The organism is Streptomyces sp. NPDC029836, assembly GCF_055574495.1.
This window is the reverse complement of the sequence record NZ_JBVHZI010000015.1, coordinates 90,856-109,322: the sequence shown is the minus strand read 5'-3', so window position 1 is coordinate 109,322 and position 18,467 is coordinate 90,856. Positions and strand designations below refer to the sequence as shown.

The following is an 18,467-nucleotide window of genomic DNA, read 5'->3' as shown; positions in this document are numbered from 1 at the left end:
GCCAGACCTCGCCCGTCAAGACTTACGGCGGTCATATAGCTGTCATACCGTCAGGTGAGACTGGCGGCAGGCAAGTCGATGACCCGGGGGCGGGAATGCAATGGGCGTTCGATCGGTTCTCGAAAGGCTCGGACGAGCTTCGGGAGGCCTGCGCCGCCACCTCCTGAGTGGCTGATAGAGCACGGGATCGGCACCTACCGGCCGGCCGCCCGCGTGCACACCGGGCAGTGCTGGGACACCCGTACCCGCTGCAAGCCCGCCACCCGCGACGCGGCCCGGCAGGCTTTCGCCGAGGGGATCCCCGCGTGCCCGCACTGTCGCCCGGACACTGCCCTCGGGGTGCTGGAGTGACCGTCCGCGCCCAGGGTGGAAACATGGCCCCCGAGCTGCGCGTGATCGTCCACCCGCCCGACGAGCAGGGCGGGCGGCGGGTCCGCTGCGACGGCGAGATCCTCGGCCGAGCCTTCGGCCCGTCCGACATCCTGGGATTTCTCCGCCGGGTCGGCTTCGACCCCGACGAGGTCGCCCCGTACGGCGACGCCTCATCGAGTGGCGCGGCGGCGGCCCGGCCGTATGGAGTTCGGACACTGGCGAAGCTGAACGCGGTGCGGGCCGCCACCGGGCCAGGGTGGCGGCCCGCATTGTTGCGTCGAGTCAGACGGTGGGCGAGGCGGTGTATTCGTGGCGCCCGTCGCCGTGCCAGTCCAGGAACAGGATCGAGTCGGCCAGGGCTCGGGGCCGGCCCGGTGGCTGATCATCGGTGTGCGGTAGCGACCGTCGTAGTTGGCGTTCGACGTGCTGTCCTCCAGCCGATCCTCGATCGCGGTGAAGTCCCTTTCGATCACCACGGGGTCGGTGCCGTCGCGGGACTGCTTGATCTGCAACCGCAGCTTGGCCCCGTCGAAAATCGTCACATCGTCCACCCCACGGAACGCGGTGCTCCCGACCCGTAAAGCCGGGCCACTGGCCGCGTGGCTGGTCCGCCACCCCGGCGTGGAGATCATCTGCCGGGACCGGGCGGGCGCCTAAAGGCTGTCCCGCAACGGACTTGGAGGGACAGGCGGCTTGAGTTCGGCGGGGCTGGTGCGGGCGGATACTGTGGAATGGATCATCGGAGTGGCGGTCTTTGGGGGGGACGAGTGGGACGCAGCAGGCTGCCTGTGGAGAACGCAGGCAATGGCGATCTCTGTCTCTTCATCGAGCCGTACGGTGAAGACTTCTATCTGAAGCCCGGGGAGGTCTTCACGGTCGTACCTGAAGCCGAGGGGATCGATGTCTGGTTCTCCACCCTCATCTGGGAGGGAGGCATCACGGTGTGGCCTTATGAGGACGGCGACCCGACCAAGATTGTCCTGGAGTACACAGTGACGGACGCCAACGGAACCCGGCTGGCATGCGGTCACCAGAGGCCTCCGAAGCCTGCTGGCTCTGACGTGGCTGAGCTGGGTTGACCCTCGCGGTCACTGGGTCAGGGCGAGATTCTGCAGCTGGGCGATGCCCAGCATGGCGTGGTGGACGCCGTCACCTCTGAGACGGCAGTCACGGAGGATCTTCCACGTCTTCATAAGGGCGAAGACGTGCTCGACGCGGGCGCGGACCTGCTTATGAGATCTGTTGTGCTCTTCCTTCCAGGGCGTGAGTTCGGACTGCCCGGGCTCGCGGCGGTGGGGGATCACGAGGCCGGTCCCTGGATAGCCGCCATCGGCAATCGTGAGTGCGCGACCGACGGCGGCCTTGGCGCCCGACTCCTCCCAGGCCTTGCAGTCGTTGCGGTTCCCGGGCAGCGGCCGGCCGACAATCACGACCCGGCGGGTGTCCGCGTCGATGACGACTTGGTGGTTGGTGGAGTACCAGTAGTTCTTGGACTGCGCGGCAATGGTGTGGTCCCGGGTGGGGACCAGGGTGCCGTCCACGATGAGCACGGTGTCCTTCGCGAACCGCTTGCGGGGCTGGAGCGCGAGCATCGGCCCGAGGTGGTCGATGATGCGGTCCGCCGCCGACTTGGACACCCCGAACAATGGAGCGAGCTGCCGCATGGTCAGGTTCGTGCGCCAGTAGGCCGCGACCAACAGGGCCCGGTCCTCCAGCGGAAGACTCCACTGCCGGCCCCTGCGGACCGAGTCCGCCCCCTCGCGCCGCAGCACCGTCACCAGCTTCCCGAACTGCCGCGGGCTCAGCCCGGTGAACGGGGATATCCAAGACGGCTCCGACGCCGTGATCACACCAGCCACAGCAAGATCATCCCAGTTGCCCGCCTGCCGGCCGGGTCCTGCCCTCAGCACGGAAAACAAGCGACCGGGCCTGGCGCATCATCCAGGATGACCCCATGAGCCAAGACCTTGTGACGTTCCTCCACGCACGACTGGACGAGGAGGCAGCCCTGGCCCGACGCTGCGACGGTGACGACTGCGGGAAGTGGACCGCTCACGGGCGCACCGTCGACTTCTGCCAAATAGAACTCTCCGGCTTCCATCCCACGATCGCCCTGCACGTCGCGCTGCACGACCCGGCTCGCATCCTGCGGGAGGTCGAAGCCAAGCGGCGCGTGCTCGCCCGCCATGCACTCAGTCCTGCCACGGGCGACCCCGAACTACCGTGGGACAACCGCGATGACTGCCAGTACGACGGCGAGACCTGGCCATGCGACGACCTGCTCGACCTCGCGTCACCTTACGGCGATCACCCTGACTACCCCGTCACCCCTGAGACGTAGATCGTTTTACGGGACAACCCTTACGAGCTGGTGCGTGATTGCGTTGGAGACATGGGTGCCTGACCTGGGGGCTTTGTCAGCCGCTGGTGTTGCGGTCGGAGACGAGGCCTGCGATGGCCCGGTAGGTGGCGGGCAGGTTCTCTCGGCGGTGGGTCCAGCGGACCAATTGCTTCCAGCGTTTGTGGTCGGCGAGGGCGTGTTCGACGGTGATGCGCATCGAGGAGTGGCGGTGCCGGGCTCGTAGGCGGGCTTCGATGACCTCGGGCGGGCTGATCTTGTTTCCCTTCCTGGGCGGGGTCACCGCTTGGCCGGGATGATCGCGACGGAGTCCGAGGTAGCCGTCGTCCAGAAGCACTTCCACGTCGGAGAAGTGCTGGAAACAGGTACCGATGCCTTCGTTGCGTGCGGCGGTCGCCTCATGCATCCGGCCTGTTCGCAGGGCATCTGTCCAAAGCGTGCGGCCCTCATGGTCGGCGACGACAGTGGCCTTCATCGTGTTCTGCTTATTCTTCCCCGAGACAAAAGCACGGCGTCCGCCGCGGCCAGCCGGGGGCCGGCGGACCTGGACCTCGGTGGCGTCCAGCCGCAGCTCGATGCCTTCGGCCTGGGCGTATGCGAACACATCCGCCAGGGTCCGCAGCCGCAGGCCGGGCCGTTCTGGGACCGCGCATCCCCGCTCTGCCAGCAGCCCTCGTATCTCGCCGATCGCACGGGTGATGGTGGAGCGGTCGACGCCGAACAGCAGCCCCAACGCCGCATGCGGCAGATCGTGCCGCAAGTGAATCAACGTGGCCACGAGCCGGTCGACGAATACCAGCCGATGCTGGACACCGGCTCCTGCCCCACGCTTCCTGGCCCCGCCGCGAGCTTCGTGACGACGCCCCTCCACCACGGCCTGCCACGGACCGGCCAACTCTTCGACCAGGGCCGCGAGATGCCCCCGCGAGACTCCCGTGAACACCTGATGCGCGAGAACCGTCCGACTGACCATGATCGCCACATCCGGATCATGACACCCATCAGCAAGACACGTCACCCGCAATCACGCACCAGCTCGTTACTGATCGTTTCAGAATGAGATTCGTTGAGGGGCTTGGCAGTTGGGTGTGCTGTCGGCAGGATCTGGGGTGTGTCTGCTGGTCTCGTGCCTGATGGCCTGTGGGAACGTGTGGCCCCGTTGTTGCCGGGGCGGCCGCCCAGGCGGTTTCGGTATCCCGGGCGGCTGCCGGTGGATGACCGTGCCGCCTTGAGGGCCATCGTTTACGTGCTGTGCAAGGGCGTGAGCCGGCGGGACGTTCCCGCCGAGCGGATCGGCTGCAGCGGTGTGACGGCCTGGCGGCGGCTTCGGGACTGGACCGAGGCCGGCGTGTGGCCCCGCCTCCACGAAGTCCTGCTGACCGAGCTGCGGACCTCCGGGCTGTTGGACATGGATGACGCCGCGATCGACGCCTCGCACGTCAGAGCTCTCAAAGGGGGGCTCACACCGGACCTTCGCCAGTCGACCGCGCCCGTCCGGGGAGCAAGCACCACCTCATCGTCGACCGACACGGAACCCCACTCGTGTGGTGCTCCTTTCCATGCCCTCAGGGTACGGGTACGGGTACGTACCCGTACCCGTACTCCGATCTGCATGATCGCGGATGCGCCGACTGGAGCCGCCGATCAATTCTGTGCTGTGGATCATGAACGGTTCACGTCTGGTGAGGCGGGGGGCGTGGGTACCTTGGCCGCGGGAGACGGACGCGGTGCCGCGTCGGTCGGCGAGGCTGGGAGTTGCGGTGGAACAGCTGGTACAGGTCCTGCCCGACGAGGACGGTGTCCGCGTGATCGTGTGCGGGGGCGAGTTCGACCAGGACAGCCTCGGCCCCCTGAAGGAGGCTGGCACGGCGGCTGCGAACGATCCGGATGTACCTTCGCGGACTCCTCCATGCTCAACCTGATGCTGCTCCTGCTGCGTACCGGCCGTCTGGTCCTGGCGGGCCCGGTACCAGAGCGGCTGGTCCGACTGTTGGACATCACCGAGGCCCGCGCTCTGTTCACCACGACAAACGGCACCGAAGAGGCCCGCGCGCTGTGACGCCGTCACCGGCCACCCCGCCGACACCGGCGACGTAGTCACCGGGACCCCGGCAACTACGCCTCCTCACCGACGAGGAGGACGGGCACGGCCGGTGGATCGCCGTCATGTCCTACGACTGACCGAATCACCGATCACGCGCTGCGCTGCGGCTTCCGCCGCACAGCCATCTTCCTCGCGGAGCCAGCCGCAGGCCTCACAACCTTCGTCGCGGCCTTCTTGCCCGTGGGGAGGTCGTGGACGGAGGCGTCGACTCTCCTGCCGCGCGGCACGTGCGTCCTCGACTGACTTCTGGAGCGCGGCCATCAGGTCGACGACCTCCCCCGACAGTGCCGGCTCGCCCGCGGCCGCCACCGGGCGGCCGGACTCCTTCGAGGCGATCACCTCCTCGACGGCGGCACGGTAGGCGTCGCGCTGCTCCGACAGCTCGAACCCGCCGGTGGCCAACGCGGCCGCCAGGTCCACTGCGGCCTGAATCTCCGTATCGGTGACGTCCACGGCGGCCGGCGCCGGGACCGCGCCGGGCGGGCGCACCTCGTCCGGCCACCGCATCTGGTGCAGGGCGATCACGTCGCCGGTCGGGGACGGTGGTCGCCGCCAACCTGCTCGGTGTGGTCGTCCGAGTCCCGTACCGAGACAGCCTCCATGACGACGCTCCACGGGGGATCCCCGCACCGATCCATGCCATCGAGATCCCCCCTGCTCCACGTCGAGCCGGGAGCGTGGGCCCCTCCGCTCCGCCGTGGTTCGAACGCGACTGCGGGCCGCCGTCGGGCGGGTGCTCGACGGAGGCGCCAGGCCCCTCGCCCAGGCTGCGGCGGGGCCTTGTACCGGGCGGTGCGCCCGGTCGCGACGTCCAAGGCGAAGCGCAGGTCGCTGAGACGGCGGGCCACCCGCCCGAACCGCCCACCCGCCCGCCCGAACCGCCCATCAGCCGGAGCCGGCGACGCAGGGCGGTTTCCAGGGGCTCGCCCCCGTGCAGCTGCCCCGCAATACACCTTCGCCGGCTGCGATCTGACAGGTACTTCGCGACGTGGAGCGTCCTGCGGATCACACCACACTGCACCCCTCCGAGGGAGGGGGATCTCGCCCGGTCCCGGATCCGCCGCGGAGAGAGAGGGCGGAGCGCCGCAGGAAGCCCGCGCAGGCCGGAACAGGTCAGGGCCCCTTTCGGCCGGCTGGTTTCCCTTCCCCCACCCCCGCGGTGCGCCGAGAGTAGTGATCGCCGCCGGGAGCGAAACGCGAACCCGGTCGGCGCCACCGGAGAACACGACATCGCAGTCGTGGTTCCCGAGTCCGAAACGGCACACCCGGTGCGGACCACCGACCATGACAGCCCGTCAGGCCGGGAGCACGTCCTGGTCGGGATCAGCGCAAGAGAAGGGAGTCGTGATGGCATCACGTTCACGACAGCTCAGCAGACGTCAGATAATCACCGCCTTCGCCGGGGTGGCGGCCGGTTGTGCGTTGTCCAATTGCACGGTGCTCAGTCGGTCCGCGTACGCGGCGGGTCCGGTCGGGTCCGCCGCGGTGCCCGAGGGGGCCGGCCTGCCGGACACCGAACGCGGCAGGGTCGTCTGGGCGTACCGGACGGGCGGCCGAGCCGTTCGCGTCGCTGCCGCCGCGGCCCTGGTGGGGAACGCGGCGGACGTGAAGGCGTTCCTCGACGAGAAGCTGGCCTCGGCCCGGGCCGAGGACAACAGGTTCACCCTCACGCAGTCGCTGGTCATGGCGGGTAAGGCGACTCGCGAAGGCATCGGCATGGCGCTGTCGGGGGGCACGGCGGCGGTCGAGGCCTTCCTCAAGGGCGGGTTCCAGACCGCGGTGCGCGAGGACCTGAAGGTGGCCGTGACCACGGTCATGGCCCGCGGTGGCCGTGCCGTCAAGCGTGACGCGTCCGCCGCGCTGGAGGCCGATTCGGACTTCGCGTTGCGCGCCTTCCTCAGCGGCGGACAGTTCACCGCTCACGAGGAGGACGACCGGGTGCAGGTGACGTCGATCCTCGTGACGGCGTCACCGCAGGTGAGGGTGTACGCGCAGCGGGCACTGGACGACGGGACGCCGAGGGCGATCCGGTGGTTCCTCGAAACGGGCCAGTACATCGCCCGTGCCCGTGACGAGGAGACCGCGACGATCCAGCAGCTGGTCAAGGTCGTGGAGGCGGAGGGGCAGCGCGCCGGCCGGAAGACCGACGAGGCCGTCGAGCTGTCCCAGCAGGCCGTGAAGGCCGCCGAGAAGGCGAAGGAGGCGGCGCTGGAGGCCAAGGCCGAGGCCGAGGCCGCCAATCAGGACGTCCAGCGTTCCGCGAGGGCCGCGAACAAGGCGGCGCAGGCAGCCCGGGGTGCGGCGGCCGCCGCGTCGACCGCGGTGTCGGCTTCACGGACGGCGCAGGCCGCCGCGCAGCGTTCGGTGGCGGCCGCGCACGCCGCCGCGGCAGCGGCCGCGTCGGCGGGACGGGCGGCGACCCGGGCGTACCAGGCCGCGATCGGGGCTTCCAAGGACGCGGGGATGGCAGACGCGGCCCGAGCGGCGGCGCAGGCCGCCACGGCCATGGTCAGGTTCGTCCGCGCCGTGGCGGAGAAGGCCGATCTCGCGGCCAAGTCCGCCGAAGCGGCGGACGCCGCGGGTGCGGCAGCCGCCGGCTCGGCCCTCAACGCCGCCGCCGCGGCTCGGGCGTCGGCCGACGCGGCCGTGGCCTCCGGCGCCGCGCAGTCCGAGGCCGCCGTGGCGCAGCGGGAGGCCGCCGTGGCCGAGGCCGCCGCGGGCAGGGCGACGCGGGCCGCGAGCAAGTCGCGGACCTTGGCCGGGCAGGCGGCGACGGCCGCCCGTGCGGCGCGCGACGCGGCCAACAGTGCCGCCGATCATGCCGAGAAGGCGGCAGCGGCCGCCCTGGAGGCGGCGAACCACGCGGGCCAGGCGGTCGACTACGCCAACCGGTCGACGGCAGCCGCCAACGCGGCCGTCGAGGCGGCGAACAAGGCCGCCGACGCCGTCGACAAGGCACGTGCGGTCGAACAGACGGCCCGTGAGGCCGAAACCGCCCGACTGGCCGAGGAGACCTCCGAGGCGATCGAGCGGGCGCGGCTGGAGGCGAGCGCGGAAACGAATCAGCTCGAACGGTACAACCGGGAGCGGACCCAGGAAGCGCGCCTGTCGCAGGAGCTGCTCGGGCTCATCGGTTCCGCGGAGTCGGCGCTGAAGGCCGGCAGGACCGCGGACGCCGTGGTGGCCGGACGCAAGGCGGCGATCCAGCTCATTGGGCGGGCGGGAACGTGGACCCATCGGGCCGCGGAGTTCGCGTTGGCCGGCTCGGACGAGGACGTCGTCCACTGGATCGACGCCGACCGGCTGATCGCCCTGCGGCAGGACAACGTCGAGAACGTCGCGGCCATGGCCGCGATCTCGACCAAGAACGTGGCCCTGGCGGCCGTGGCCGTGCTCAGGACCGAGGACCCCACGAAAGTGCGGACGTTCCTCGAAAGCGGAGCACTTGAGGCGGCCAAGGAGGACAACCGGGTCGAGGCCACGACGATCCTGGCCGACGACAACACCGGCCCGGCCGAGCGCCGTGCGGCCGTGGCCGCGCTGGAGAAGGGCACCGCCCAGGCCCTGCACGTCTTCCTGCACGTCGAGCGTGCCGCGGCCGTCCGCGAGGACGACCGCGTGAAGGCGACCACCCTCCTGGCGAACGGAGGTCCCTACGTCAAGGCCGCCGCCAAGATCGCGCTTGAGGGCGACACCCACATGCTGCGCCGCTTCATCGGCACCACGCAGCACGAGTTCGCGCGGATCGACCATGACCACGCCACGCACATCAGCGCGATCCGGGCGATGATCGCGGGCGCTGCCAAGGTGGCCCAGGAGGCGCAGGAGAACGCGGCACGGGCTTCCGAGGCGGCAGCCCTCGCACGTGACGCGGCCGCCAAGGCGGTCGAGTGGGCCGACCGTGCCAAGGGTTACGCCGCGGCCGCCAAGCTGTCCGCCGAGGAGGCGCGCAAGAACGCGGCGTCCGCCGAGGCGTCCGCTGCCTCCGCGGCACGCTCCGCCGAGACCGCGCGTCAGGCGGCCGTGGCGGCGCGCAGGGCGAGCAGCGTGGCGCGGAGCGCGGCGACCCGCGCCGTACGGTCCGCCACCGAGGCCGCTTCCTACGCCGCTGACGCCGCGGCCTCGGCCGCCGCGGCCCGCAAGGCTTCGCTCGCGGCCGGGGCGAGCGCCGGCGCGGCCTCCCAGGCCGCGGCGGAGGCCAAGCACCTCGTCATCGAGGCCGCGATGCGCGAGGCGATCCAGAAGGCCCTGGACAACTCGAAGGTCCCCATCGTCCCCGGCAAGAACGGCCTCCCCGAAGGCGCCGAGAGCTGCCTGACGCCGTTCGGCACGCCCATCGAGTCCAGCAACAACACCAATCCGTGGGAACTGGGAGTGGATTGGCTCACCGGAAAGGGACCCCGGTCGCAGTGCTTCGGTCCGAATGACGAACTCACCCGCGTCTACCGTGAGCACGAGCACACGCAGAAGGCCCTGGCCTTCTTCGCCGACCGTACGCGGAACGGGAACTTCGAACTGGGCCACCCCTATCTGTACGACTACTCGCTCAGCGGCTTCGACGGTGCGGGGAAGTACCTGAAGGACTACGGGACGCTCTCCACAGCCGGCCTCACGGGGAACCTCGCGTACACGTTCCTGGGCTCGCACTTGGTCCGGATGACCCCCACCCGCAAGAACGCGGACGGCTCCGTCGTGTGGCGGTACACCGCGTACAACGAGTCGGACATCGAGTCCGCGACCCACCCCCCGGTCATCGGATACACGGACTGGTGGAGCAACAGCGTGGGCGCGCTCATCAACAAGATCGTCGGTGATTCCGGTCCGATGTCGCCCAAGACCCAGGTCATCGAGTTCGACGTCACGCTGAAGCCGTGACGGACGGCACGACGAGCGGGAGCGGGCTCAATGCTCCCACGGCGTCCCAATCCTGACGGGCCGCCTTCTCCGAACCTCGCCGAAGTGGCGGCGCCGCCCACACTGCGCGCCGCCGCCCCTCCGGCATCACCCCCTGATCAATGCCTACAGCTAGGACTGTCATGAAGTCACGCAACGCATGGAAGCGCATTCTTGGAACCGCTGCCACGGCCGGTGTTCTGGCCTGGGCCGTGACGGCCGGGGGCGGTCAGCCGTCCGACGTCACCGCCGGACCTGTCGCCGAAACGGGGCCGGGATACGCCATCGAGGATTACAACTACCCGAACGCCGACAAGGTCCTGGCCGAGCAGGGCATCGTCCTCAAGCGGGGTGATGGCCACATCGTGCTCGCCGACTGCCGCAGCGAGGAGAACCTCCTCAAGTTCCTGGCCCGTGATCGGGCGGACGTGTGTTTCAAGGTCATCGGCGATGAGGGCTTCCTGACCTTGGAACTCAAGTCGGTGCACGGGGTGCGGACCGACGATTCCGGCAACACCCACCTCGCGATGACCGCCGAGAACGACCGCGTCGAGTACAACATCCCCGCGAAGACCTGGGAGGGCGTCGGCGAGTCCGTGGACGGTCGGGACCACGTCCTGGTCGAGATCCGCGTCACCAAGTAGTCCGCGCCGCCCTACGGAGAGATTGCGATCCGGGCGCCACTCGTGCCCGCCCTGGGTCGCCCGACCGGCGCCCCAGCCATCTGCCACAGTTCTCGGAAAGATCGAAGGAAAACCATGTCCCGCATACGTCCGCGCACGATGTGGTCGGCCACGGCCATGACCATCGCAAGCGCCACCGCGCTCATTCCCGCAGGTACGGCTCTGGCCGCTGCCGGCACTCCCGCCGCCGCCGGCACCTACACCCACACCGCCCGGCTGACCATCGGGGACGAGTCCAACGGCCGAGCCTGCTCGGCGGTCCTCGTCGACGAGAGCTGGGTCCTGAGCGCGGTCAGCTGCTTCGCGAAGACGCCTGGGGCGTCGGTTGCCGCGGGCAAGCCGGAGCTGAAGGCCACCGCGAGGATCGGCACGACCACGCTCGACGTGGTGAGCATCGTTCCTCGCAGTGACCGGGACGTGGTGCTCGCGAGGCTGTCCGCCCCCGTCACCGGGATCACCCCCATCAAGCTCGCCGCCGCGCAGCCCGCCGTGAACGCCGCCGTGTCGGCGGCAGGCTTCGGCCGGACCAAGACGGAGTGGGTGCAGGACAAGGTCCACACCGCCGCGTTCGGTGTCTCTTCCGCCGATGCGACGACGCTGGCCCTCACGGCCAAGGGCGCCGACGCGATCTGCCAGGGCGATGCCGGGGGGCCGCTCGTCAACGGCAAGGGCGAACTGGCCGGCATCAACAGCCGTTCCTGGCGGGGAGGATGTCTGGGAACCCCCGCCACCGAAACCCGCACCAACGCGATCGCCGCACGGGCGGATGACCTCCGCGGCTGGATGCAGCAGGAAATTCTGCCGCAGACCCCCGGTTGGAAGACCCAGGCCCTGGTGCAATCCGGCAGCGGCCTTTACCAGGCCACCCGCGGCAACGACGGCTCCTGGACCGCTTTTAACGACGTCCAGAGCCGGACCGGCGCGGTCCCCGGCGGGCTTCGCAACTCGGCGGCCGTCGGTATGAACGGCGACACCCACGTCCTGGCCGTGAGCAACGACAGCAAGTTGTTCCACACCATCCGCAAGCAGGACGGCACCTGGGGCACCTTCGGCAACGTTTTCGAGGTCGCCGGCACCCTGGGCAACCTCACCAGCGTCACCGCGACGAACATCGGCTGGGACCTCCACGTCGTCGCCGTCGCCGACGGCAAGGCCCTGCACACCGTTCGCAACGCCACCGGCCACTGGACGCCCTTCAAGGACATCACCACCGGCAAGGTCGCCAACGTGACCGGCGCCGCCACCGCCGTCGTCCGCGGTGAACTCCAGGTCACCACCCTCAGCGGCGGCAAGGCCTACCACACCATCCGCCAGACCAACGGCAACTGGCTCAACTGGGGCGACGTGGCCGGCGCCGCCGGCGCCACCGGACCCATCACCTCCCTCAGCACGATCGGCGCCGGAGACGAGACCCACATCGTCATCGCCACCGACAACGGCAGCCGCCAATACCACGCCGTACGCAACTTCAACGGCACCTGGACCCCGCTGACCGAGATCAAGTCCATCCTCGGCACGGTCACCGCCAAGTCCGTGGCCACCGCCAACATCGCCGGCGAGGTCCAAGTGGCCGTTACGACCACCGACGGGAAGCTCCTGCACACCACGCGCCACACCGACCGCACCTGGGCCCCCACCACGACCGTCCCCACCCCGGGCCTGCCGGGCGCCCCCGGTCACCTCGCCCTCACCGGTACCTGGAACGGCTGACCCACCCTCGCGACCCGGCGCCGATCACACCAGTGACACCGGCCCGACGATGAGCCGGACGGCGCCGGTCACCAGGACTCGGATCCAGGTGACCGGCGCCGCCACAGCCACCCGGCACACACCCGGCACCGGCATCGGCGCAGGCGCCGGCCACCGGTCCGGCACACGGCACACGGCACACGGCACACCCGAACTTCGACGCACACCTCACCCCATCCCGTTCTTGAAGGAACCCGCTCATGTCTGCATTCCGTCCGCGCACCGCGCGGATATCGGGCCTGCTCGTCATCGCCACCGCGGTCGCCGCGGGCATCGTTCCCGCCGGTTCCGCCCAAGCCGTCTCCGGCCCGGAGGTGACGGCCGGCCAGCACGCCTCCGTCGTCAGGCTGAACATCGGCGACGAGGCGAACGGCCGCGGATGTACCGGCTCCATCGTCGACGTCTCCTGGGTCCTGACCGCAGCCAGCTGCTTCGCCGCGACGTCCGGTACCGCGGTGCCGGCCGGTGCGCCGGCGCTCAAGACCACCGTGACCCTGGGCGACGGCCGACGCGTCGACGTTTCCGAGCTCGTCCCCCGCACGGACCGGGACGTCGTCCTGGCCCGCCTCGCCACTCCTTCCGGCGGGACCGCGCGCATCAAGCAGGCGGGCACCGCCCCGGCGGCCGGCGCCGACCTGACCGCCGTGGGCTTCGGGCGGACCAAGACCGAGTGGGCACCCGACAAGGCCCACACCGGCGCGTTCACCCTCAATACCTCCAACGCCACCACCCTGACCATCACGGGCAAGGGCACCGACGCCATCTGCAAGGGCGACACCGGCGGTCCGCTGCTGAACGCCGCCGGCGAGCTGGTCGCAGTCAACAGCCGTTCCTGGCAGGGTGGCTGCCTCGGCACCGCCCCCACGGAGTCCCGCACCGGCGCCGTTTCGGTACGCGCCGACGACCTCGGCGGCTGGATCGAGGAGACGGTACGACGTTCCATCGCACCGCGTGACGTGAACGGTGACGGCCGCTCCGACGCGGTCATGGTCTACCACCACGCCAACGGCTCCGTCGGTTTCCACAGCTCCCTGGCCAAGACCGACGGCGGTTTCGGTGAGTACAACGCCGGCTACACCGCCCCCGCCAGTGGCGGCTGGGACCGCAACGCGATGAAGCTGATCACGGGTGACTTCAACGGCGACCGCCGTACCGACATGGGCATGATGTACCGCCAGGCCGACGGCACCATGAAGATGTACACCGGCCTCGCCGACAACGCCGGTCTCATCCAGCCCTTCACCAGCAGCTACGCCACCCCCGCCAACGCGAACTGGGACTGGAACGCCATCCAGCTCCACTCCGGCGACGTGAACGGTGACGGCCGCTCCGACGCGGTCATGGTCTACCACCACGCCAACGGCTCCGTCGGTTTCTACAGCTCCCTGGCCAAGACCGACGGTGGTTTCGGTGAGTACAACGCCGGTTACACCGTTCCCGCCAGTGGCGGCTGGGACCGCAACGCGATGAAGCTGATCACGGGTGACTTCAACGGCGACCGCCGTACCGACATGGGCATGATGTACCGCCAGGCCGACGGCACCGTGAAGATGTACACCGGCCTCGCCGACAACGCCGGTCTCATCCAGCCCTTCACCAGCAGCTACGCCACCCCCGCCAACGCGAACTGGGACTGGAACGCCATCCAGCTCCACTCCGGCGACGTGAACGGTGACGGCCGCTCCGACGCGGTCATGGTCTACCACCACGCCAACGGCTCCGTCGGTTTCTACAGCTCCCTGGCCAAGACCGACGGTGGTTTCGGTGAGTACAACGTCGGCTACACCGTCGCCGCCAGTGGCGGTTGGGACCGCAACGCGATGAAGCTGATCACGGGTGACTTCAACGGCGACCGCCGTACCGACATGGGCATGTTGTACCGCCAGGCCGACGGCACCATGAAGATGTACACCGGCCTCGCCGACAACGCCGGTCTCATCCAGCCCTTCACCAGCAGCTACGCCACCCCCGCCAACGCGAACTGGGACTGGAACGCCATCCGGCTCCACTGACCCTCTTGCCGGACGCGGTGCAACCACCCCCATCCCCCGCCTACCGTCTCCCGCCTCGGCGCCCCCTCGGCAGCCGGGGCGGGACGGGTCGTGCTCACGATGAGGGGGCTGCCGACAGTTCCCTGACGGGTGGCTGACGGAGCATCGGTTTTGCCCTCACGGGAAGCGAGCGCGCTCCGCGCGCCGTCCCCGTGTACGTCCGGCCGCGTACGGATCGATCAGGAATCGAGAAGTGCGGGGCACGGAGCCAGCTCTAGCCTGCTCACCAGGGACATCACCATTCACACGACCTCCCTGCCGCACGACGACCCGGACGCGTCGCTCGCCTTCTACCGCGACATCCTCGGTTTCGAGGTCCGCAGCGATGTCGAGCAGAGCAGGATGCGCTGGATCACGGTCGGCCCGGCCGGTCAGCCGGGCACGTCGATCCTTCTGACGCCCCCCGTCGCCGATCCCGGCATCACCGAAGGCCGAGCGCCGGACGATCACCGAGGTGATGGCCTAGGGCACCCATGGCTGGATCCTGCTGGCCACCCCGGACCTCAAGCGCCACGTTCGAGAAGGCGCAGGCCGGCGACACCGAGGTCGTCCAGGAGCCGACCGAGCAGCCGTACAGCGTCCGCGACTGCGCGTAGCTGCTGTCGACCACGGCTGTCCCCGTCCCGCCCGGACGGTTGATCACGTCCGATGAAGGTGACGAGGCGCGCAGGCCCTCAAGCTGAAGCACGGCGCCGTATCCGCAGGGTTTGTGGACGCGGATTCACGACGAGCATCCCCGCTCAGGCGTCTGGCCCCTGCTTCTCGACTCGAGAAACCCCGAAGACAGCGACTTCCGTCCCTGGGGCACCGGCGAGCTCTTCCCCAAGCAGATGTCATCACCCGACGACCACGACCCGAGCGAGCTGTTCACAAGGTGGTGGGCGACGTACACCGCGATCGATGACGACGACGGCATGTCGCCCGACAAACGGCCGGCCGTCATGGCCCCCTTCGGACAGACCTGGCCGGGCCTCGCACCCCGCCGTGAAGACGCGGCGGACTCCAGCCCTGGCCGCTGAGCACGCAGAACTTTTCGTTCTGAGTCGGCCGCGGTCATGTCCGGGCCTGGTCGCCGCGCCTTCCGGCGCCGACGCCCTCGCCCTCGTCGGCTGGGACGGACCCGCCAACTGGGACAACGACACCGCCACGTTCTCCGCCGTGGAGCAACTGGGAACAACGCTTCGGTGCATGCGTCGTCGCCCTTGGATCCGACACCCCCCACGTGAGCGTCGCCACACCCCCGACGAGCAGGGAAGACGCCCTGCTCGTCGCGGCCGAACACTTCGCCTTCTGTCCCGACAACATCTGGCAGCGACCCCGCCCCCAGACCCTGGACGCATACGCCGACCACCTCATCGACACGCACTGCCGGGAATGCTGGTGGGACTGATCCCGGCCCGTCGAGGCTGGATGAGCTTGTCGGCGCTCGGGCGCTTACGCCTCGCCGTGGACTTGGTCCGCCACGTCTTTGCCGAGCACACTGACTTGAGTTCCACCACTCGAGTCGATCCGTCCGCGATGCCCCCTGCGGACTGGTTTGAGGGGTTGCTGCGATACCCTCGCCGCCGACCTGCCCGGCGACTCCCTCGCCCGGGTACTGGGCGTCCACATCCAAGTCGCCGTCCAATGGCAGAAGACATCAGCCGGCAACTGGGCCCCTTTCGCCGCCGATGTCAGCCGCCGTGTCCCGGAGAACCAATGAAGCTACCCATCGCCATCCACCAAGCACGGCTCGGATCGACGGAGTTCAAGGTCATCCGACCAGCCCGGCCCCTGGTCCACGCCGTGCTCATCGACCATGATCGGCACCTGGACACCTACCTCGATCAGGACGCCGCCCAGCGAATCGGTGGGCTATGGAAGCTCGCCGCCTCTTCGCCGCGCTCGCTGGTCCACCTGCCGATGCGGGGGAACCGTGGCCCCTCCCGCGAGTTGCCAGAAGACGGCACACGGCAGCTTGATCTCGTGCTGCTGCACCACTCGCTCCAGTTCGCCCCCTCACGCTGGAAGGAAATACGAGGACGGCTCGGCCCAGGGCGTCCGCAGACCGTGACGATGCCTGGTGCAGGACACACCGACGAAGTCGTGATTGATCACGAGGCACGGCATTACCAGGAGAACCGGGATCTGTTCCACCAGCATCTCCACGCCGAGACCCTTTTCATGACCGGCAGCGCGAAGGTATTCGGGGACACCGCCCGGCACTTCTTCGACGTCGCCCGAAACGGCCCCGGATACGTCCCCGTCCATCCGAGCTACCCGCACTTCTGCACCGAGCTCCACTCCAACGACGGCATTCTCGGCAACGCGCGCGAGATCCACATCGAGTACTGCGACCAGTGGGACGAATGAAACCCAGGCCCAACGCCACATTCAGAACGCCCCTGACCGGGCAGAAGCCCAGCAGCCGCAGCCCTCGATACGGGCGGCGTCATCGAAAGCGAACAGCCTCCCGGCTGCAATTACCAGTGCGGGAAAGGCTGCGGCTGTCAGCCCTGGGGACGGGCGTCGTGAACCCACGCGCTGACGCACCGATTCGCCCCGCTCGATCGGCCGCTCCCGCAGGCGTCGCGACGGCCGGGCCCCTCCTACCTCGCCGAGATGTCCAGCCACTCCCCCACCACACCGGCTGTCAGTCCGCCCCCGCACCGGTGCCGCTGAGGACGTCGCGCATCGCCTCACGGATGTCATCGACGGGTTCGCGGGCGGCGGCGCGTACGAGGGCCTCCTGCAACTCCACCGGGACCGCAGCGCGCGGCCAGTCGGCCACGGCGTACGCCGCCATCCGGCGGTTGCGTTCGCAGCGGGTGGCGAGTGCCGTCCGCAACAACCTTACGCCGTGGCCGGGATGGGCGCCCAGCCGGCTGACGATCAGGTCCAGGATCCGGTCGGCGGCGTACTCCGACCCGAAGAAGATGTCCGGTTCGGGGTTCGCGAGGAGCTCGTCGAGTGGAAGGAGGCGTTCGGCGGCCGCGACCACGCCGGCGATCTCGTCGGTCGGGCAGTCCTCCGTCAGCAAGTACCAAGCGGTCGAGTCCAGGGGCGCCGCCCCGATGCGGCGCAGCACGGTATCCCGGTAGGGCAGGCCGAGGGCGCGGGCGGCCCAGGGCGCTTGGTGAGCGTGCGGATCGTCGTCATCGGCCAAGGCCTCGATCACCGTTCGGCGGGACTCCGGACGGTCGATGATGGCGGTGATCTCCGCTCCGGCTCGCGCCAGTTCGCCCTCGGGTGGCTTGCCGAGGGCGAACCAGTCCCGGATGCCTGTGAGGGCGAGGAGGTCCTGCGGAGTCACGGGGGTGGCCGTCAGGTGGCGCAGGTAGTGCCGCAGGGCGGGTGCGGCGTCCTCGTACGCGTCGAGGGAGGCTCCGGGGCCGTCCGTGTCGGTGAGTGCGTGGATCAGTCGGGTGGCGCCCTTGAGGGTCGGTTCGTCGAGTCGCTCGCGGGCGAGTACTCCGGCGAGGTCCCCGGTGCGGGCGGCGACGAGGCAGAAGTAGCTGTCCAGGACGTCACCGGTGCAGGCGTCCCGGATCAGCCACTCCCTGATGTGTGGGTGCCGTGCGCCGTCAAGGTGCTCGACGGCGGACACGCGCGCCCAGCCCTTGGTCGCGCGGGCCAGCGGGAACACGGCGAGCTGCGGGTCGCTCGGCCGGGACGCGGCGAGGGCGGTGCAGGCCTCGTCGCTGAAGTTGGGGTGCGCGCCGACCTCCCGCAGCAGCGCGCGGTCCCCGGCCGTGAGACGGGTGCCGGCGATGGTCAGCAGGACGAGGCCAAGCCGGACGAGATTGCCGTGGGCGGCTTCTGTGACGCAGCGAAGGCCGAGGGCGTGCACCCGCTCGCTCGGCGGGACGCTCGCGCGCAGGAGGGCGGGGAAGTGGGGAGCGTGGTCGTACCAGACGAGCCGGCGCACGCGCCGGTCCAGTGCGGCAAACACATCCGGTGCGGCTTCGGGGTGTGACAGGGCCTTGCGGACCAGGGCGACGATCCGCGGCCGGGCCGTCGGGCGGCCGCTTTCACGGCGGCTGGGGGCCGAGGTTCGGTCGGGGGCGGGGAAGACGCTGAGGTTGTTCACCGGGCGGACACCCGGTGGTCCTTTCGTTCGTTCATGAGCTGATCTTCACTGGCGACGGTCTGTGGTGGCAACAGTGTTTTTCGAGACTTGTTCGACGCGTGCCGGATCCTCGGGCTCTTCGCTCCGAAGGAGACCGGCCGATGTTGCGGGGAAGGATCGGCCTGTCCCGTCTTTACCGGCTGATTCG

General features: G+C 69.6%; 16 protein-coding genes and 2 pseudogenes. 13 read left to right on the top strand and 5 right to left on the bottom strand.

Annotated features, from left to right (window positions below; all coding sequences use genetic code 11):
- Positions 1 to 78 precede the first annotated feature (78 nt).
- Positions 79 to 351: a DUF6233 domain-containing protein gene (locus ACZ4XJ_RS31520; protein ID WP_468498179.1), complete on the top strand. Its 273-nt coding sequence runs from the start codon at positions 79 to 81 to the stop codon at positions 349 to 351.
- A gap of 191 nt (positions 352 to 542) precedes the next feature.
- On the opposite strand, the gene ACZ4XJ_RS31515 is transcribed toward ACZ4XJ_RS31520, so the two are convergent.
- On the bottom strand, positions 543 to 914 hold the full coding sequence (locus ACZ4XJ_RS31515; protein WP_468498153.1) for a hypothetical protein: 372 nt from the start codon (positions 912 to 914) through the stop codon (positions 543 to 545).
- Between the two features lie 246 nt (positions 915 to 1,160).
- On the opposite strand from ACZ4XJ_RS31515, the gene ACZ4XJ_RS31510 reads away from it, so the two are divergent.
- Entirely contained in the window at positions 1,161 to 1,451 is a 291-nt protein-coding gene (locus ACZ4XJ_RS31510) for a hypothetical protein (protein WP_468498152.1), read from the top strand.
- A 9-nt stretch (positions 1,452 to 1,460) separates the two neighbouring features.
- Here the strand turns inward: ACZ4XJ_RS31510 and ACZ4XJ_RS31505 are convergent, their stop codons facing one another.
- Positions 1,461 to 2,231 carry a transposase gene (locus ACZ4XJ_RS31505; RefSeq protein WP_468498151.1) on the bottom strand — a complete coding sequence of 257 codons (771 nt, stop codon included), beginning with the start codon at positions 2,229 to 2,231 and terminating at the stop codon, positions 1,461 to 1,463.
- Positions 2,232 to 2,326: 95 nt separating this feature from the next.
- Here ACZ4XJ_RS31505 and ACZ4XJ_RS31500 point away from each other — a divergent pair, with 95 nt between their 5' ends.
- Complete coding sequence (locus ACZ4XJ_RS31500; RefSeq protein ID WP_468498150.1) at positions 2,327 to 2,713, top strand: DUF6221 family protein; 387 nt, start codon at positions 2,327 to 2,329, stop codon at positions 2,711 to 2,713.
- 76 nt (positions 2,714 to 2,789) lie between these two features.
- On the opposite strand, the gene ACZ4XJ_RS31495 is transcribed toward ACZ4XJ_RS31500, so the two are convergent.
- Positions 2,790 to 3,704 carry a transposase gene (locus tag ACZ4XJ_RS31495; protein ID WP_468498178.1) on the bottom strand — a complete coding sequence of 305 codons (915 nt, stop codon included), beginning with the start codon at positions 3,702 to 3,704 and terminating at the stop codon, positions 2,790 to 2,792.
- A 138-nt stretch (positions 3,705 to 3,842) separates the two neighbouring features.
- Between ACZ4XJ_RS31495 and ACZ4XJ_RS31490 the strand changes: the two are divergent.
- Positions 3,843 to 4,273 (top strand): annotated as a pseudogene (locus ACZ4XJ_RS31490) (transposase); the annotation flags it as partial.
- Positions 4,274 to 4,640: 367 nt separating this feature from the next.
- Positions 4,641 to 4,790 (top strand): hypothetical protein, encoded by a 150-nt coding sequence (locus tag ACZ4XJ_RS31485; protein WP_362877865.1) that lies wholly within the window; start codon positions 4,641 to 4,643, stop codon positions 4,788 to 4,790.
- A gap of 105 nt (positions 4,791 to 4,895) precedes the next feature.
- Here ACZ4XJ_RS31485 and ACZ4XJ_RS31480 read toward each other — a convergent pair whose 3' ends face one another.
- Positions 4,896 to 5,360, bottom strand: coding sequence for a Ku family protein (locus tag ACZ4XJ_RS31480; protein WP_362877866.1), 465 nt, complete (start codon positions 5,358 to 5,360; stop codon positions 4,896 to 4,898).
- Between the two features lie 912 nt (positions 5,361 to 6,272).
- Here ACZ4XJ_RS31480 and ACZ4XJ_RS31475 point away from each other — a divergent pair.
- From ACZ4XJ_RS31475 to ACZ4XJ_RS31440, 8 genes and pseudogenes are all read left to right on the top strand, one after another.
- Positions 6,273 to 9,710, top strand: coding sequence for an ALF repeat-containing protein (locus tag ACZ4XJ_RS31475; RefSeq protein WP_468498149.1), 3,438 nt, complete (start codon positions 6,273 to 6,275; stop codon positions 9,708 to 9,710).
- Positions 9,711 to 9,871: 161 nt separating this feature from the next.
- Positions 9,872 to 10,372 (top strand): hypothetical protein, encoded by a 501-nt coding sequence (locus ACZ4XJ_RS31470; RefSeq protein WP_362877868.1) that lies wholly within the window; start codon positions 9,872 to 9,874, stop codon positions 10,370 to 10,372.
- 114 nt (positions 10,373 to 10,486) lie between these two features.
- Positions 10,487 to 12,121 carry a trypsin-like serine protease gene (locus tag ACZ4XJ_RS31465; protein WP_468498148.1) on the top strand — a complete coding sequence of 545 codons (1,635 nt, stop codon included), beginning with the start codon at positions 10,487 to 10,489 and terminating at the stop codon, positions 12,119 to 12,121.
- A gap of 239 nt (positions 12,122 to 12,360) precedes the next feature.
- On the top strand, positions 12,361 to 14,172 hold the full coding sequence (locus tag ACZ4XJ_RS31460; RefSeq protein WP_468498147.1) for a S1 family peptidase: 1,812 nt from the start codon (positions 12,361 to 12,363) through the stop codon (positions 14,170 to 14,172).
- Positions 14,173 to 14,430: 258 nt separating this feature from the next.
- Positions 14,431 to 14,807, top strand: a pseudogene (locus ACZ4XJ_RS31455) (VOC family protein).
- A gap of 234 nt (positions 14,808 to 15,041) precedes the next feature.
- A complete protein-coding gene (locus ACZ4XJ_RS31450) occupies positions 15,042 to 15,230 on the top strand; it encodes a hypothetical protein (protein WP_468498146.1) in 189 nt (62 codons plus the stop codon).
- A gap of 203 nt (positions 15,231 to 15,433) precedes the next feature.
- Complete coding sequence (locus ACZ4XJ_RS31445; protein WP_468498145.1) at positions 15,434 to 15,601, top strand: DUF4253 domain-containing protein; 168 nt, start codon at positions 15,434 to 15,436, stop codon at positions 15,599 to 15,601.
- 308 nt (positions 15,602 to 15,909) lie between these two features.
- Positions 15,910 to 16,563 carry a hypothetical protein gene (locus ACZ4XJ_RS31440; RefSeq protein WP_468498144.1) on the top strand — a complete coding sequence of 218 codons (654 nt, stop codon included), beginning with the start codon at positions 15,910 to 15,912 and terminating at the stop codon, positions 16,561 to 16,563.
- A 280-nt stretch (positions 16,564 to 16,843) separates the two neighbouring features.
- On the opposite strand, the gene ACZ4XJ_RS31435 is transcribed toward ACZ4XJ_RS31440, so the two are convergent.
- Positions 16,844 to 18,280, bottom strand: coding sequence for a hypothetical protein (locus tag ACZ4XJ_RS31435; RefSeq protein WP_468498143.1), 1,437 nt, complete (start codon positions 18,278 to 18,280; stop codon positions 16,844 to 16,846).
- Positions 18,281 to 18,467: the final 187 nt, after the last annotated feature.

Bases quoted from the DNA above. Each gene is read 5' to 3' on its own strand.
- ACZ4XJ_RS31520 (WP_468498179.1), top strand. From the start codon at position 79: ATGACCCGGGGGCGGGAATGCAATGGGCGTTCGATCGGTTCTCGAAAG.
- ACZ4XJ_RS31500 (WP_468498150.1), top strand. From the start codon at position 2,327: ATGAGCCAAGACCTTGTGACGTTCCTCCACGCACGACTGGACGAGGAG.
- ACZ4XJ_RS31495 (WP_468498178.1), bottom strand. From the start codon at position 3,704: ATGGTCAGTCGGACGGTTCTCGCGCATCAGGTGTTCACGGGAGTCTCG.
- ACZ4XJ_RS31485 (WP_362877865.1), top strand. From the start codon at position 4,641: ATGCTCAACCTGATGCTGCTCCTGCTGCGTACCGGCCGTCTGGTCCTG.
- ACZ4XJ_RS31470 (WP_362877868.1), top strand. From the start codon at position 9,872: ATGAAGTCACGCAACGCATGGAAGCGCATTCTTGGAACCGCTGCCACG.
- ACZ4XJ_RS31465 (WP_468498148.1), top strand. From the start codon at position 10,487: ATGTCCCGCATACGTCCGCGCACGATGTGGTCGGCCACGGCCATGACC.
- ACZ4XJ_RS31460 (WP_468498147.1), top strand. From the start codon at position 12,361: ATGTCTGCATTCCGTCCGCGCACCGCGCGGATATCGGGCCTGCTCGTC.
- ACZ4XJ_RS31450 (WP_468498146.1), top strand. From the start codon at position 15,042: ATGTCATCACCCGACGACCACGACCCGAGCGAGCTGTTCACAAGGTGG.
- ACZ4XJ_RS31440 (WP_468498144.1), top strand. From the start codon at position 15,910: ATGAAGCTACCCATCGCCATCCACCAAGCACGGCTCGGATCGACGGAG.